At 51.4% G+C, this 16,907-nt stretch carries 12 protein-coding genes and 1 pseudogene; 9 read left to right on the top strand and 4 right to left on the bottom strand.

The annotated features are described in order from the left end of the window. Window positions 1–59 precede the first annotated feature (59 nt). From AAF465_09565 to AAF465_09575, 3 genes are all read right to left on the bottom strand, one after another. Entirely contained in the window at window positions 60–350 is a 291-nt protein-coding gene (locus AAF465_09565; protein MEM7082970.1) for a hypothetical protein, read from the bottom strand. After that, window positions 343–2,658 carry an FdhF/YdeP family oxidoreductase gene (locus tag AAF465_09570; protein MEM7082971.1) on the bottom strand — a complete coding sequence of 772 codons (2,316 nt, stop codon included), beginning with the start codon at window positions 2,656–2,658 and terminating at the stop codon, window positions 343–345. The genes AAF465_09565 and AAF465_09570 overlap by 8 nt, the downstream gene beginning before the upstream one ends. 328 nt (window positions 2,659–2,986) lie before the next feature. Beyond that, window positions 2,987–4,489 (bottom strand): alanine/glycine:cation symporter family protein, encoded by a 1,503-nt coding sequence (locus tag AAF465_09575; protein MEM7082972.1) that lies wholly within the window; start codon window positions 4,487–4,489, stop codon window positions 2,987–2,989. 406 nt (window positions 4,490–4,895) lie between these two features. Here AAF465_09575 and AAF465_09580 point away from each other — a divergent pair, with 406 nt between their 5' ends. The 3 genes and pseudogenes from AAF465_09580 (at window position 4,896) to AAF465_09590 (ending at window position 8,741) form a co-directional block, all read left to right on the top strand. Beyond that, window positions 4,896–6,911, top strand: coding sequence for a S9 family peptidase (locus AAF465_09580; GenBank protein ID MEM7082973.1), 2,016 nt, complete (start codon window positions 4,896–4,898; stop codon window positions 6,909–6,911). Between the two features lie 122 nt (window positions 6,912–7,033). Next, entirely contained in the window at window positions 7,034–8,233 is a 1,200-nt protein-coding gene (locus tag AAF465_09585; protein MEM7082974.1) for an FAD-dependent oxidoreductase, read from the top strand. 199 nt (window positions 8,234–8,432) lie between these two features. Beyond that, window positions 8,433–8,741 (top strand): annotated as a pseudogene (locus AAF465_09590) (tail fiber protein). Window positions 8,742–8,862: 121 nt separating this feature from the next. On the opposite strand, the gene AAF465_09595 reads toward AAF465_09590, so the two are convergent. Next, a complete protein-coding gene (locus AAF465_09595; GenBank protein MEM7082975.1) occupies window positions 8,863–9,828 on the bottom strand; it encodes a LysR family transcriptional regulator in 966 nt (321 codons plus the stop codon). Between the two features lie 176 nt (window positions 9,829–10,004). Here AAF465_09595 and AAF465_09600 point away from each other — a divergent pair, with 176 nt between their 5' ends. Genes AAF465_09600 through AAF465_09625 form a run of 6 tightly spaced genes read left to right on the top strand, consistent with a single transcriptional unit; the run spans window position 10,005 to window position 16,872 of the window. Continuing rightward, window positions 10,005–12,308, top strand: coding sequence for a TonB-dependent receptor (locus AAF465_09600; GenBank protein MEM7082976.1), 2,304 nt, complete (start codon window positions 10,005–10,007; stop codon window positions 12,306–12,308). A gap of 37 nt (window positions 12,309–12,345) precedes the next feature. After that, window positions 12,346–13,134 carry a glutathione S-transferase family protein gene (locus tag AAF465_09605; GenBank protein MEM7082977.1) on the top strand — a complete coding sequence of 263 codons (789 nt, stop codon included), beginning with the start codon at window positions 12,346–12,348 and terminating at the stop codon, window positions 13,132–13,134. A gap of 26 nt (window positions 13,135–13,160) precedes the next feature. Beyond that, window positions 13,161–13,829 (top strand): hypothetical protein, encoded by a 669-nt coding sequence (locus AAF465_09610; protein ID MEM7082978.1) that lies wholly within the window; start codon window positions 13,161–13,163, stop codon window positions 13,827–13,829. Beyond that, window positions 13,823–14,635 (top strand): glutathione S-transferase family protein, encoded by an 813-nt coding sequence (locus AAF465_09615; protein ID MEM7082979.1) that lies wholly within the window; start codon window positions 13,823–13,825, stop codon window positions 14,633–14,635. The genes AAF465_09610 and AAF465_09615 overlap by 7 nt, the downstream gene beginning before the upstream one ends. A gap of 9 nt (window positions 14,636–14,644) precedes the next feature. After that, window positions 14,645–15,400: an SDR family oxidoreductase gene (locus AAF465_09620; GenBank protein MEM7082980.1), complete on the top strand. Its 756-nt coding sequence runs from the start codon at window positions 14,645–14,647 to the stop codon at window positions 15,398–15,400. 23 nt (window positions 15,401–15,423) lie between these two features. After that, window positions 15,424–16,872, top strand: a complete 1,449-nt coding sequence (locus AAF465_09625; GenBank protein MEM7082981.1) for an aldehyde dehydrogenase family protein — start codon at window positions 15,424–15,426, stop codon at window positions 16,870–16,872. Window positions 16,873–16,907: the final 35 nt, after the last annotated feature.

Raw genomic sequence — 16,907 nt, forward strand, 5'->3', positions numbered from 1 at the left:
GCGCAACGCAATAATCCCACACACACGACTTTTATCGAACGTCGACGACGCAACAGCGACTAACGTTCTTGCTTTGCCAGATTGCTTCCTCGTGCGGTCAGCTGATACGTAACGCGTTGCGTACGCGGATCGGTGTCGGTGATTTGAAGTAGCCCATGATCAACCGCGAGCGACCGACATGCTCGAATGGCGAGCGAATGGGCGACGCCAAACTTCCGTGCAAAAGAGCGCGAGTTGTCGGTGATATCCATCGCAGTGGCCAATAAAATGGCGGCGCCAAGTGGCTCTAGCGGCGTATCATCTGTTTGGCACAGTGCGTCGATCGCCCGCAAAAACTCCCGGTCATTCATGGGTGTCCTGAAGGCGCAGTACGACTCGAATCGATTTTGATGTCGGTGTGAAGCTCTTCGCGCCATACGACTGATGCGGTACTAGCACATTGAGTTCGGGGTAGTAGCCTGCGAGGCATCCGCGCGGAATGTCGTAGGGTAACAGCTTGAAACCGCGCGCAATGCGCTCAACCCCATCCTCTCCGATACCGATCAGATCGGCACGACCATCCGCTGCGGCGCCGATCGCCCGCAGGTCGTCTGCATTAGCAAAAATAACGTTACGCTCGCCGGACACACCGCGATAGCGATCGTTAGAACTGTACACGGTGGTGTTGTACTGATCATGCGATCGAATAGTTTGCAACACAAACTCTCGTTTCGTTAGATCGTTGCGTTGCCAGTCGGTGCGCTCAGGCAATGCTGCCGCATGAAAGTTGGCGCGTTGCGTTGACGTTTGCCATTCTCGCTCGGCCGCCGGGTTGCGCAACTTGAAGCCGCGTGGTCGACGAATGTTGGCATTGTAATCACCGAAAATGGGTAAAACTCGACTAATCATGTCGCGAATTCTGTCGTGATTGTGTGCAAGCGCTAACCAATCGACGACGCCATTGCCAACGGTTGCCTTTGCTATTCCGGCCACAATGTTAACTTCCGATTTGAGTTCGTCAGACGCCGGTGGATTAAAGCCGGTGGACCCATGCACCATCGACATCGAATCTTCAACTGTGACGACTTGCGGCACCCCATCACGGTTGGCGTCGAGCTCTGTCCGTCCAAGGCACGGTAATAAGAAGGCAGTTTTGCCGGTGAGGAGATGACAGTGATTGAGTTTGGTCGCAATACTTACGGTCAACTCCAAGCGCCGCATCGCGTGTGCAATTAGGGCGCTATCGGGTACCGCGCGAGCGAAGTTGCCGCCCAAGGCGACAAATGCTTTGGCTCGACCACTGAGCATCGCGCCAATGGTTTCGAGTACATTGTGACCCGGTACTCTGGGCAGCGTTGTACCCAGTTCTTTTTCCATCGCGTCGAGTAATGTCGAAGGCGCGGTTTCGTCAATCCCAACCGTGCGGTCGCCCTGCACGTTTGAGTGTCCCCGAACCGGGCAAAGACCGGTTCCGGGCCGTCCGATATTGCCGCGTAACAACATCACAGAGGTGAGTTCGCGGATAGTATCGACCGCGTGTTCGTGCTGGGTAAGACCCATCGCCCAAGTGGCGATGACGCGCTCGGAATCGATGTAAATGTCGGCGAGCGTTTCAATGTCTTGGCGCGATAATCCGGCTTGGTCTTCAATGTCTGTCCAATCCGTGTTGGCGACGCGCTGGCGATAGGCGTCGATGCCGCTCGTGTGTTGCGCAATAAACGCGTCGTCGAGTACTGCGGATTCGCCTGTTTGTCGTGCTGAGGCATCGCGCGCAAAAATGCGCTTCGCCATACCTCGAAATACCGCCATATCCCCACCGCTGCGAGGACAGAAGTAGTCGGTGGAGGTGGGTCGTGATCCGGCTCTGAGCATCTCTAACTTGTTTTGTGGATCGGAGAAGCGGCGCAAACCTCTTTCTTTAAGCGGATTGATCACCACCACGCGTGCACCACGAACGGTGGCACTGCGCAGATCCGATAACATACGTGGATGATTAGTTCCGGGGTTCTGACCGATCACAAAAATCGTGTCGGCTTCCTCAAGGTCAGCAAGTTGAACGGTGCCTTTACCGACCCCAATCGCTTCGGTCAGGGCGATGCCGCTGGCTTCATGACACATGTGCGAACAGTCGGGAAAGTTATTCGTGCCGTATAACCGCACAAACGTTTGGTACAAAAATGCGGCCTCATTACTGGCACGCCCAGACGTATAAAACTCAGCCTCATTGGGATCATCCAGCGCATTCAGCGCCGCACCGATGGCGTCAAACGCGTCAGTCCAATTCACTTCCGCGTAGCAATCCGATTCGGCGTCGTAGCGCATCGGATGAGTGAGGCGTCCCTGTTTTTCCAGCTCGTGGTCGCTCCACGTGCGAAGCTCCGTGAGCGTATGTTGAGCAAAAAAGGCAGGCGTCGCGCGTTCTTTGGTTGCCTCCCATGACACGGCCTTAACGCCGTTCTCGCAAAATTCAAAAGACGAGCCGTGTTCCGGATCACCCCACGCGCAGCCCGGGCAGTCAAAGCCATCCGGCTGATTGGCCTTGAGCATGGTTTGCGCCCCACGCAGTGGCTTGCCGCTGGCAACAAGATAGCGCCCCACGCTTCGAAGCGCTGGCCAGCCACCGGCGGACGGGTCGGTTGTGCCCCGTGTGTTCCGGGATTTTTCGTCGTTCTGACTCAAGAGGGGGGCCACGCATGATATTAAATGAGAATCATTCGCATTATACGCGGTTTTTGGGTGCGCTGGTATCCCTGCCGGTTTCGGTGTCAGGTGGAAGATCGGTACGTTCGTGTGATGGAAGTGCGCGCGTATTCGCGGTAGTGGACGAGGCTACGCGCCAGCGAGAATGGTTCGACGCTGAGTACTCGGCGTTCAGGCATTGGCGCACCGGAATCGATTGTTCATTCAGTGCAGAATACGGCGTTGGCTTTGCTCGTCGCGTTCGGCGATACAGGTCTATCTGATTTAACACACTGACAGCACGTTGCGTTTCGCACGACGGTCAGTCTTAGCCTCCGGCGTCGTCCGAAGCGAGAGACTGACTCATCATTCGTCGTTTTTGATAGTCGCGAAGATGCCTCTTTAACATCGGTGCAAGCAAGTAGAGGCCAAGAATATTCGGAATACAGATCACGAACACCAGGGCATCGGAAAAATCGAGCACAGCGCTCAGTTGTATGGAGCAGCCCACCACGACGAAAAAACAGAACACGGCTTTAAATCCCACATCCGCGATACGAGACTCTCCAACCAAATACGTCCAACCTTTCAAGCCGTAATACGACCACGCAATCATGGTGGAAAAAGCAAACAAGATGCCGGCAAGAGCGATTGCATAGGGCGACCAAGCGATGTTGCGTTCAAATGCTTGGGAGGTCATTTCTATGCCGCCCAGTCCCTGCGTAAAGCCAGGTTCGTAGTACAGGGTGGTAATAATAACCAACGAGGTCATAGTGCAAATGACCACAGTATCAATGAACGGCTCCAATAGGCCCACAAACCCTTCGGTGATGGGCTCGTTGGTTTTTACGGCGGAATGCGCAATCGCAGCGGAGCCGATGCCCGCCTCATTCGAGAAGACGGCGCGCTGAAACCCGACGATCATCACGCCTAGCGCGCCACCGGCCATGGCTTCGGCGTCGAAAGCGCCTTTGATAATGGCGTTAATCGCAAACGGAATTGCCTCGTAGTTCATGCCGATGATGAGGGTGGCGCACACCACATAAAAGATGGCCATGAATGGCACCACTTTTTCGGTCACGCGGGCGATGCTCTTGATGCCACCAATGATGACCAGTGCCACGACGGCGGCTATGGCCAGACCAAACAGCCAGCCTTTGTCGCCGAACCAACTGTGATCCGGTCCGCCCGTTACATTAACAAATTGCACATAGGCTTGATTAGACTGAAACATGTTGCCTATGCCCATGCATCCAACGACGATCCCAAGCGCATAAAACTTGGCCATAAAGCGACCAAATTTTGGTAATCCGCGTTCACTCAGGCCGTGCTCGAGATAGTACATGGGCCCACCCGAAACACTGCCGTCTGGGTTTTCCCGTCGATACAGCGTACCCAGCGCGCACTCGACAAATTTTGTCGACATGCCCAATAAACCGGCGATAATGAGCCAGAGCGCAGCGCCAGGACCGCCCACCGAAATCGCCACCGCCACACCACCAATGTTGCCGATTCCTACGGTGCCAGAGACAGCCGTGGCAAGCGCTTGGAAGTGGGAGATTTCACCGGGATGTGTCGAGTCGCTGTAGTCGCCACGCACAATTTGAACGGCGTGCCGAAAACCCAGGATATTGATAAAACCAAAGTAGAGCGTGAAGAAAACGGCGCCCGCGACGAGCCAAACAACGACAAGTGGCAGCTCTGCGCCAAACACAGATACGTTAAAAAAAATCACGTTCGACACAAACGTCGTCAGCGGCTGGACCGTGCGATTGATGAAGTCGTCAATGCCTGTGGTACCGCTTGCGTGTGCGCCGCTTGTACAAAGCATAGACAGCAGTAGAGCGGCCTGTCGTGCCACGTGGGAAGAGCGTCTGGTTTGGTTAGGCCAAGTCATTCGCGTCTCTCTGTGTGTTAATGAAACTGTATTGCGTTGTCCGATGCCGAGATGCCTTGCTGACCGAAATACAATGAGATCAACCGCATCCAGCTCTGAAGAGGACGATCCGCGTCAATCGTTTTTGCCCGATGGGTGACGCACCTCGCCGCACAAGCGAGTCTGATCTTGGGTCATTGAGTACGCCAGCGCCAAGGATGAAGTAAAAGCTGACCGACTGCAAAATCCACCTATCACGTCACTGCGCACCATTGAGCGGGATCTCATCACATCGCAGGAATACTTGAGCCCGAGTCAAAAAATTGTTTCACTGTAAACATTAAATTACTGGGGATTTATCATGTTTAGAGCACTCTCGTTTTTAACTATTTTGGTCGGATCGCTGTCCACGGTCGCTGAACCATTGTCCGCCGAGGCCCTTTGGCGCATGGATCGGGTCGGTGCGCCCGTCATCTCGCCTAACGGCGAGCATATTGTTGTGGGTGTGACTCGTTACGCGGAAGAAGACGGTGCTCCAGAGTCACGTTTATACCTATTAAATGAGGACGGCGAGCCGGCACGCGCGCTCACGATGTCAGGCGCCAGCGCCTCATCGGCGGTGTTCTCCCCGGATAGCAGCACGCTGGCTTTCGTCAGTAAACGTGACAAAGACGAAGCAGGGCAGGTGTATCTGCTGCCCATGAGCGGCCCCGGTGAGGCACAGAAATTGACGGATATCCCGACCGGTGCTGGCGGGATACGTTGGCGCGGTGATCATATCTATTTCATCTCAAACGTCTGGCCGGGAAAATCGTTTGAAGAGATGGCCACGGCCTTGGGCGAGAAGAAAGAAAGTCGGGTGTCGGCACATGTGTGGAACGCCATGCCGTACTCATTTTGGGACCACTGGCTGGATGAGGCGCGTGAACGACATGTTTTTCGTATCCACGTTGACAACCAGTCCGTGGAGGCGCTCACGCTCGGCACGGGACTGCAGCTTTCCCGCGGTTCGATGGGTGGCAATGGTGAGTACGATGTGCGGCCCGATGGCAGCGCAATCGCGTTTGTGGCCAATAGTCGTACCGAAGGCATTTACCCCAACAATGATGTGTTTTTGCTCTCGATCGGTGGCGATTCGGCCGTGAACCTTACATCGGATAACCCGGCTTCTGACAGTCAGCCACGCTTTTCGCCGAATGGCGAGAAACTGGCGTATGTGTCGCAACGCATTGAGGGTTTTTACGGCGATACGGCCCGTTTGCGCGTGAGGGATGTTGATTCGGGTAAGGTGACCAAGCTGCATGAGGACTGGGATCGCGCCCTGTCCGGTCTTGTGTGGTTGCCGCGCAGTAACGGGTTTTTGGCCGCGATTGACGACGCCGGCACGCGACGCATTTACTCAATTCCCTTGCGCGGAAAGCCAACATTAATCACGGATGCGACGAACTACGATGGAGTGAGCGTGGCGGCCAATGGCAAAGTCGTGGCGCGCAACCAGAGTTTCTTATACCCGCCGCGGGTCGTGACCGTGGATACACGTCGAAAGTCCGTAACGCGTATCGACACGTTCAACGATGACGTGTTGGCTGAGATTGATATGGGCACGTACGAGTCGGTGACCTACAAAGGGGCGGATGGCGCGGATATCCAAATGTGGATCAACTATCCGCCCGGATTTGATAAGAGTAAGGAGTATCCGCTTTTCTTACTGATCCACGGTGGACCGCACGGCGCTATTACCGATTCATTCCATTTTCGCTGGAACGCACAGGCTTTTTCGGCTTGGGGGTACGTCACCGCTTGGCCAAATTTTCACGGTTCGTCCGGGTTTGGACAAGACTTTACGGATGCGATTAACCCCGATTGGGCGACCAAGCCCTACGCCGATGTGATGGCGGCAGCGGAGTGGTTCAACAGCAAGTCATGGATTGACTCAAGCCGCACGGTGGCGGGCGGTGGCAGCTACGGCGGTTACCTGTCGTCGGTGTTACTCGGTCGTGAGCATCCGTTTAATTCGTTGGTAATCCACGCTGCGGTGTACAACCTCTATTCTCAAAACTCGGCCGACTTTGCGGTGCATGAGCAGCGTTTTGGCCCCTATTGGGAGCGTGACGAAATGGTGCGCGCCATTTCACCGCACTACGAAGCGGGCAAATTTCGTACGCCGAGTTTGATTATTCATGGTCAAAAAGATTTGCGTGTGCCGGTGGGCCAGGCGTTTGAGTTGTTCCGCGCGCTGCAGCTGCAGGGCATCGATTCACAGCTCATTTACTACCCCGATGAGAACCATTGGATCCTCAAGCGCGACAATTCGATTCATTGGTATACCAGTGTGCGTGACTGGATTGCGAAGTACGCCGCGCCAGGTGCAAACTAATCGATACGGCTATTAGCTGGACTATATTATTCGCCTGCGATCGCGCGAGGTGATCGCAGGCACGATCTGGCGCACGGTATCGATTAATCGGAAGATTTGGGAAACAAACCAATGAGGGCGCTATGCTGATCAAGACGAGACGATCGCGACCCGGTGGCTCTGCGCCGGTCGCGCGGCGAGATTTTTTAAAGTTTATTGCTGCCCTAGGCCCGGCTATGCTGAGCGGCTGCAGTTCGTGTGTCGATGCAAAAACCCGCAGTTTTGGCGGCAAAGTGATCGTCATTGGTGCCGGCGCTGCAGGTCTTTCGGCGGCCTATTTTCTTGCAAAAGCGGGTGTTGAAGTAGAGGTGTTGGAGGCGGCCTCCACACACGGCGGTCGAATTAAAACGGTGCGCGACTTCGTTGACTTCCCAATACCGCTTGGCGGTGAGTGGTTGCACACGGATGCCGATGAACTCATCGACGTGACCGGTCGCGAAGAACCCAATATAGAAACGGTTGGTTATGGCGAAACAGAACGCTATGGTTATTGGGAGGAGGGAGAGTACGCCGAGACGGAGATTGACGGATCAGAGGATCTAAAATTTGTTGGCCGCACCTGGCTGGATGTGTTTGATGAGTTTCTGCTGCCAACTGTTGCCGGTAACATTCAATTTAATCAAGTCGTCAAACACATCGACTACAGTGGGGCTGAAGTCACTGTAACGACCGTGAAGGGGAAAGTGTTTCGTGCTGATAAAGTCATCGTCACAGCACCGCTTACTCAGCTTCGAGATGTTCTGACGTTTGCGCCCTCGCTGCCGGATAACCTCCAATCGGCGCTCAGTGATGCCTATATATGGGGTGGTCTGAAGGCCTTTATCCAGTTTTCCGAGCGTTTTTATCCAAGCCTAATCGAGTTTGACGGTCGCTCTGGCGAACGCGGCGAACAACTTTATTACGATGCGGCCTACGGCCAAGACACATCGGCTCATGTATTAGGTTTATTTTCGGTGGGGACGAGTGCCGAGCCGTATCAGGCCGCGCATCGTGATAAGCAACTGATCGAATTTGTGCTTGCTGAACTCGACCCAATTTTTGATGGTCGCCCATCGAAGTCCTATCAACAACATATCGTGCAGGATTGGAGTGCCGAACCGCATATCGGCATGGCCTATCTCGCGTCGTCTGCAGATTGGCGAGTGCCCCGCCAATTTGCTAAGCCTATCGACGATCGGGTGTACTTCGCGGGTGATGCGTACATCGACGACTGGGAAGGCTGGAGCATGGTCCACTTGGCTGCTCGCTCGGCGCGTATTGCGGTGGATCGAATCTTAGTGTAACCAGAGACTGTCGTGTAACGGGCCGCTATGTTACGCGTCGAGTTTTATAAGAGTGGTATGTGGTGTGCCACTCGAAGGTCACTAACGTTTCGGTAAAAAAATTACGCATCATGCTCAAAAAATAGGAATAGACTCCAGTTAATAAGCGAAAAAGACACTAGGGGAGTCTATCGTCACACCTATCTTTGGCGAAATTATCATCACGAGTTTTCCTTTCGCGCCGCAAGGCTATGCGTTATGTGATGGGCAGAGTTTATCGGTGTCTGAAAACTCCGCGCTATTTGCTGCTTTGGGCAACCGATAGGGTGGCGACGGTACGTCCACATTCGCATTACCTGATTTGCGTGGCCGCGTGCCCAGTCATCAGGACACCGGGAACGGCATGACCACCCGCACGATGGGTCAGCAATTTGGTGAGGAGACCGCGACATTGACGGAGGCGCAACTGCCTTCGCACACGGCGTTCCCCGATAGTCAACAGGAGCGTATAGGTGTTCGCGGACTATAAATGTCGAGGTAAGTTAAATTACTAACCATTCTGGATACGAAGCGTTCGCAAATCGCGTTTAATCAAAAAAACGAATCGATACCAATTTATGTGGGGCGGACGTGAATCAGGCAATGACACATTATTTGGTGTTAGTTCCTCGAGGTCCTAAAATTGACGAGAGTTCTGGTAGGCGCTTAAGCAATCGCCTCTCCCAAGGAGGAACCTCTCCGTACTTCTGACGAAGAAAATTGACAAATATACGAATTTTCATCGGCACATACTGACTCTTTCGATAGTGGGCGGCGAGCACCGCGCCTTGAATTCGATGCTCTGGGAAAATCGGAATGAGTAGGCCGTTAGCCAATTGCTCTTCTATAAAAAATACCGGCATGAGCGCCATACACTCACCATTCAACACAGCCGCTTCAAGCATCCAAATCGTGTTAGTGAGCACTTTCGGTTCGATTGATACAGGCCTGACCTTGTCAGTGGAAATATAAGGAATGACTGGGTCAGGTGTCACATGATTGTTATGGGCGAAGCGATGTTGACTTAAGTCGTTCGGCTCTTTCGGACTACCAAATTTGTTTAGATACTCTTCTGTCGCGACTACCAATCGACGGATAGGCAGTAGTTTCGCCGATTCGATGATTCCACTCTGTGGTGACTCGGGTTGAATACAAACATCAAATCCTTCTTGAACCGGGTCACAGAGACGGTCATGTTGGTGAAGTTCGATGTCTAAATTCGGGTGATTCTCCTGAAATTCACACAGATCGTTGGCCAAATAGGCCGACGTAAAGGAAGAAATACAGCTCACACGAAATACACCACTGAGGCCCCATTCCATCGAGCTGACAGCCGATTTTGCGTCGTCTAGTTCGGCAAGAATTCTTACGCAGCGCTCATAGAAAATGGTCCCGGTATCGGTGACGTCTAGTCGGCGAGTGGAGCGTTGCAACAATTCGAGTTGAAGATCAGATTCAAGTTGATTAACACGCTTGGTGATGACCGACTTTGATGTGCCCGTCTGGCGCGCAGCCTCGGCGAAACTGCCGACTTCTACGACTTTTACAAACGCGCGCATGCTCGCTAATTCATTCATGCCGGAATCTCGATTAGTACCAATTTGCGAACGCTGAGTCGCATTTTTAGGTGATTATCAACCTTATCGAATCTGATTATAGTCATAGTTGTAACAAAAAATCGGATTCTTCGCTTAATTATCTATTCAAACGCAGTTAATCAGTGTTTCCAGACCAGCCGGGGGGAATGTAGACCATGAAAAAAATTGCATCGAGATTCGTTTTCTTATCCGTATCCGCTCTTCTATTCACAATAGGCGTTCATGCGCAAAATGTTCTGGAAGAGGTATTCGTTACGGCCACTAAACGAACCGAGAGTATCCAGGATGTACCGGTTTCAGTTAGTGCAGTAACGGGTGATCAAATTGAACAACTGGGCATTGGCGATATGGAAGATCTTTCTCTATATATCCCAAACTTTGAGATCAATAGCGCATCAATACTGCCTAATTTATACATGCGGGGCTTAGGTTCTGGTGCAACTCATTCTATCGAGCAGTCGGTAGGGCGATTTGTTGATGGTGTTTACATCAGTCGAGCGGCGATCAATCTGCATGGTTTCATGGATTTAGAGAGTGTCGAAGTCCTGCGTGGTCCACAGGGCACATTATTTGGTAAGAACACTGTCGCTGGCGCACTCATTATGAACACAGCTAACCCAACAGGCACTTTTGAGAGCGGATTTGATATTTCGACCAGCGACTACAGTACTACTGGTGGTAACACAGAATTCGAGGGATTTGTGTCTGGACCGCTGAATGACAATTTATCGGGTCGTATCGCAGTGCGACTAAAAGAATCAGACGGCTTCTACATAAACCGCTTGGAAGGGCCGGGTGGTCCGAATCGTGAAGACACGGGAGTACGACTAAAACTCGAGTGGACGCCCAGTGACGTTACCACCGTGCGATTCAAAGCAGAATACAATGAGTTTGAGGCCGAAGGTCCCGATGCAGCAGAAATTTCAGCGATTGGGGGTCCCCCTCTATCGGTTTATCAAATTGCGTCGCCAAACTTTACGCCAGAACTTGACTGGGTGGTTGATGTGGATTGTACGGATGTGGTGGCGGACCGCGACACGACCGGAGACGGTGTGGCCGATACCGCTACCAACACGGGTTCGTTTTGCCCGAGCCGGGATCAACAGTCGTCGAACTATACGCTGAGCATTGATCGCGATTTCGACCGCGGACGATTTACTTCTATTACTGCGTTCCAGGACTATGACTATCAACACAACTTCGTGGGTCTGGATATGGGGCTGGCAAGCGGTTTTAGAGCACGCCGCAACGAGGATTTTCAGAGTTTTTCTCAAGAGTTTCGCTTCACGTCTGAAGAGTCTGATTATCTCGACTACATCGTAGGTGTGTACTATGAAGACAGTGAAATCAGTCGTTTTCAAAATTCAAGCATTAATCTGGTAACAATCTTCCAGGATCCAACGGGGGGCTTTATTGATCGTTTCGAGCCTTGGACTTCAGAGACATCCACGATTGCGCTATTTGGTCAAGTCCGTCGGCACTTTAACGAGAACCTAACATTGATCCTTGGTGGACGGTTTGCGGATGAGGACAAGGACTTCGATTTCGAACGCTTCTTTGCTGAATATGGAACAACCAATGTGCTCAATATTCCCGCTGGTCCGGGTGGGCCGCCACTAACCGCATCCGCGAGTCGCTCTGAAAGCAAGTTCACGGGATCGGCGACATTACAGTGGCACGCAAGTGATTCTACGATGCTATACGCCTCCCTCTCTCAGGGTCACAAAACCGGTGGATTCAGTGATCGTATTGAAAGTCCTGACGTGAGTTTTGAGTATGACGAAGAGAACGTCGACTCAATAGAAATCGGGGCTAAATCTTCCTTCTTGGGCGGTGCATTAGCGCTTAATGTCGCACTATTTAGCATGGACATAGAAGGATTACAGCTGGCCACACAGCTTCCCGGTAGCATTCCCGCTTTCTCGGTATCTAACGCTGCCGATTCGACTAGCCAAGGATTAGAGTTCGATGCCACATGGGCGCTTAACCAAACCTGGACATTAGGGGCAAACGCGGCGATTACTGATGCAAGCTACGATTCGTTTCCGGGCTCTGAGAACTGCCCAAATGGTTTAACACCGGGACCTTCAGGGACGTGCGATCTTGCTGGATTTCCTTTGATCTTTGCACCTGATTTTAAAGGAACTGTCTTCGCTGATTTTTTTGTCAGCGATGCATTTGGGGGTTGGGACATCGGTGGCCGCCTTGACTACACCTACTCTGATGAGCAATACACCGACATTTCGTACTTCGACACGGTATTAACGGATTCTTATTCGATTACGAACGCCTCACTGCGTCTTATCTCGCCAAGCGACCGGATCACCGTGTCACTGATTGGTCGTAATCTCGGTGAAGAGGCCTACTGTGCATGGTGTATTCCGTCAGGCCCAAATATTTTGGCATCGATGAATGCGCCCCGTGAAATCGTGCTCAAACTTACTGCGCGATTCGACTAATAGTTCTTTTTTCCACTTGTAAAGGGATGCTAGAAAGATGGGATTGATAACGCCCACAGATCAGTCCGTGCTTGCCTTTAAAGGACTGCACCTATACCACGCTGGCGTATCAAATTGCTCGATGCGCGTGCGTATAACGCTCGAAGAAAAAGGACTACCTTGGACTAGCCATCATCTGAATATCGTTAAGAAGGAACACATCACGCCGGACTATTTTGGTATTAATCCCAATGGACTTGTTCCTACTTTGGTTCATGACGGCAAGGTTATTATTGAGTCCGACGACATAATTGAGTATCTGGATAAAACTTTTGAGGAGCCATCATTGCGTCCAAAGGACGGGCCTGAACGCGAATACATGGAATCTTGGCTTCACCGAGCTACCGCGATTCATATGAAAGCAGTCAAGACTCATATTTATGAGAAGCGTATGCGAGGCAAGATGACTCAATCGGGCGAGGAGAAAGCACAATACGAGAAACTCCAAAAAAACGAGTCGTTGCTTGAGTTTCATCGGAAGAGTGCAAATGGTGAGTTTACACAGCAAGAATTAGATCAAGCAAAGGCTGTTCTAGATCAGAGTTTTGCTGATCTTGAGGCGGCACTTGAGGGCCGAGAGTGGCTAGCAGGTGATCAATTCTCTCTTGCGGATATTGCCTGGGTGCCGTTGTTCTTTACTCTGCGAGTGCTCGCTGGATATTCGTTTGACGGGTTGGTCAACACCGCCGCTTGGGCGGAGCGTATTGAAGGCCGGTCGAGTTATAAAAAGGCGGTCCTTGATTGGTGGCCTCAGACTATGACGCCAATGAATGAGAAATCTGCGTAGAAATCCACACGGCGGTCGAGACTAATATGGAATCCGCATTCTGGCACTCGCGTTGGGCATCGGATGAGATTGGACTTCACCAAGAGGATGTTTCACCACTTCTCTATCGGTATTGGGATTCGTTAAGAGTGAGTCCGCGTGGTCTTGTATTTGTACCTCTGTGTGGAAAATCCACTGACATGCTGTGGTTAGCTAAGCACGATTTTCATATTGTCGGAGTTGAGCTTGATAAAAGTTCGGCTGAGAGATTTTTTATCGAAAACAAGCTCGAGTCACACGTCGATCAACGACACTCAATGCGTCGCTATCGAGCGAGCACGCTACCAATAACGATATATCAAGGTGACTTTTTTAACTTACCCAAATCCGTTATTCATGAATGCGACGTCGTACTTGACCGTGGATCACTTGTTGCCCTTCCTGATGTGACACGTCGTGCCTATTCAGAGAAGTTGAAGACTGACCTTTCGTCGAATGCTGAAATGCTGCTTATATCAATCGAGCATTGTTTAGCAGACGGGCCGCCTTATAGCCTGAATCATACTGATATTAACGCGCTATTCGGAGCACAGTATCGTGTGGGCAAGCTGGGTGAGGGTCGCGAAACTGTTAATGGTGAGGGGGTTCAAACAGTGGCTTATCATCTTTTGCCCTGGGCATTGAGTATTCAATCTAAAAGAGAACGCCAATGTTAGAGCTATATCATCACGGTTCATCAGTTTGCGCCGCTAAGGTTCGTTTTGCGCTGGCTGAGAAAGGCGTCGAGCCGGATAAGATGCACTACATTGATATTCTTAACGGCGAACAATTTGCTCCAGAGTATTTGAAAATAAACCCAAAGGCCGTGGTGCCTGCGCTCATCCATGACGAAAAGATTGTCAATGAATCGACGCTTATCTGTGAGTATATAGATGAGGTGTTTCCTGGCGAAACGTTGATTCCGTCTGAGCCGTACGCGCGTACTCAGATGCGCTTATGGACCAAGGCTGTAGACGAGCAACTACACCCCGCGTGCGGCGAGCTTACATTCGTATGTTGTCATCGCCATATTGTGATGCGTTTAGGAAAAGATAAGCTTGCCGAGTTTCTAGCCAGCACTCCTGATCAGTCAGTCACTTCAAGGTGGAAGCAACGCAAACAAGAGATTGTTCGACTGGGTTTCGATGCGCCCGGAATTGATGCCACGATTCGATTGTATGACAGCTATTTGGAAAAAATGGATAAGGCGCTTAGTGGTAGTTCCTGGTTGGTGGGAGAGACGTTCACGTTAGCTGATGTTGGGCTAACGCCCTACGTTAATCGCCTCGATATGCTCAATATGTCAGGCATGTGGCGTGATGATCGATTTCCAAATGTCGAGGACTGGTTTGATCGAATAAAAGCGAAACCGAATTTCAAATCCGCGTTTCTGGATTGGTGTCCAGAGCAGTTAACCAATGACCTGAAAACCTTCGGCACCCAGAGTTGGCCCGATGTTAAACAGATTATTGGTCTTACTTAAGGAGTGATCATGGGCCGAATGAGTGGAAAAGTGGCTGTTGTTACTGGTGCAGCGCAAGGTATTGGGTTTGCTTATGCCGATTGCATTGCGAGGGAGGGCGGCAAGGTAGTTATTTCTGATGTAGTCGATACATCTGTTGCTGTTGAGTCAATAACGTCTGCCGGTGGCGATGCAATAGGTGTTAAGGCAGACGTTACGTCGGATGAGTCCCTAGTTGCGATGGTTGAGGAGGCTGAAGCGACGTTCGGGCCCATTGAGGTGTTGGTCAATAACGCATCTATATTTGCCTCACTAACGCTCAAGCCTTTCACAGAAATAACGCATGAAGAATGGGATGCTGTTATGCGCGTAAACGTCAGGGGGCCAGTTCAGGCAACCAAAGCCGTGCTGCCCAGTATGCTCAAGGTCGGTCGCGGAAAAATAATCAATATCTCATCAGGTACTGCGCTTCGCGGCGCGCCAATGTTCTTACATTACGTATCGTCCAAAGGTGCCATCATCGCGCAGACACGCGCCCTAAGCCGTGAGATTGCTCATAATAATATACAGGTTAACACCATTGTTGTTGGATTAACCGAAAGCAAGGGAGTGAAAGAACACAAACAACTTGGTGCAGCAAAAGCGCCGACACTCGCAATGCGCGCTATTCAGCGAGAGATGCTTCCAGCAGATTTGACAGGCGCAATGTTGTTTCTCGCTACTGAAGACAGCGATTTCATTACGGGACAGAGCATCAACGTCGATGGCGGCGCGCTCAATCAATAGCGAGTAAATGTGGGGAGTTTTGTATGAAACCATCAGCAGTAGGCCCGGATTATTCACCGATTGATCATTGGATTAATGGAGAAAACTCGCCACCAAGCTCTGGGGAATATTTCGTCACGCGTAATCCATTAGACGACACGGTGCTTACGAAGGCGGCGGCGGGTACGGTTGATGATGTTCACAGGGCGATTGGTATAGCCAATGAAGCTTTTACTTCCTTCAAGTCCACGCTTCCCAAAGAAAGGGAACGTATTCTATGTGAAGCAGCTGCTCTTCTAGAGCGGGATCGGGATGAGTTTGTCTCGATCTTGGTCGATGAAATTGGGTCGCCGATTCGAAAAGCGGGCTTTGAAGTCGAGAAAGGTCTGGCCTTTTTACGAGCGTCTGCTGGTATGACACGTCAAATGACTGGTAAAACGATACCGTCGGATGCGCCTGGGAAGTTTAGTATGAGTGTTCGCTCACCGCTTGGTGTGGTGGCTGCGATTACGCCTTTTAATGTCCCGCTAATAAAAGGCGTACGCTTAAGCTGTAACCCAATCGCGCTGGGCAATACAGTTGTGATGCTCCCTTCCGAAGAATCGCCGCTACTAACACACCGATTGGCACAGCTTTATAGCGAGGCTGGTCTGCCAGAGGGCGTGTTTAATGTTGTATCCGGTAGCGGATACGACATCGGTGATGCACTAACCACTCATTCCCTTGTCAAGATGGTGACATTTACGGGATCTTGTCGAATCGGTCAACACATCGGTGGGCTGTGCGGTAAACATGGTAAGCGTATGACTCTGGAACTCGGTGGCAAGAGCCCGCTTGTTGTAATGGCCGATGCTAAGCTGGATGCTGCTATCCCGGGTGCGGTACAAAGCATATTTATGTATCAAGGCCAAGTATGTATGGGTGCTAGCCGCGTATATGTGCACGAGGATATCTTTGAACCATTCTTAGCAGGCTTCAAAAAAGCGGCAAGCAACCTAAGCATGGGAGATTTACGTGATCCAAGCACAATGATTGGACCCATTATTAGCCATAGGCAGCGCGAGCGGGTTCGTTCTCATATTGAAGATGCGATAGATAAGGGTGCTACTGTTGTAACAGGGGGCGAATGGGATGGTAATCGCTGTCAGCCGACTATTCTTACAGATGTAACACCGGAAATGACTGTCTACGCTGAGGAGACGTTCGGCCCGGTCGTGTCGGTCTACCCAATTCGAACACTTGATGAAGCAATTGAGCGCTCAAATGACTCTCGATTTGGTCTCAGCGCCGCGATTTACACACAAAATATTGAGGACGCCATGCGTTACGTCGACGAAGTCGAGTCAGGCATGGTGCATGTGAATGGATCTTCTTTGCATGATGAGCCTCATGTGCCGTTTGGTGGCACCAAAGACAGTGGCGTGGGTCGGGAGGGAACCGAAGAAGATATTGAGGCGATGACGGAATTAAAATGGGTAACAATTCAGTTGTAGCGAGCTATATTGATATGCTTGTTGAGTGCATAGCT

It is taken from the genome of Pseudomonadota bacterium (assembly GCA_039028935.1).
Lineage (GTDB): Bacteria > Pseudomonadota > Gammaproteobacteria > Steroidobacterales > SZUA-146 > SZUA-146.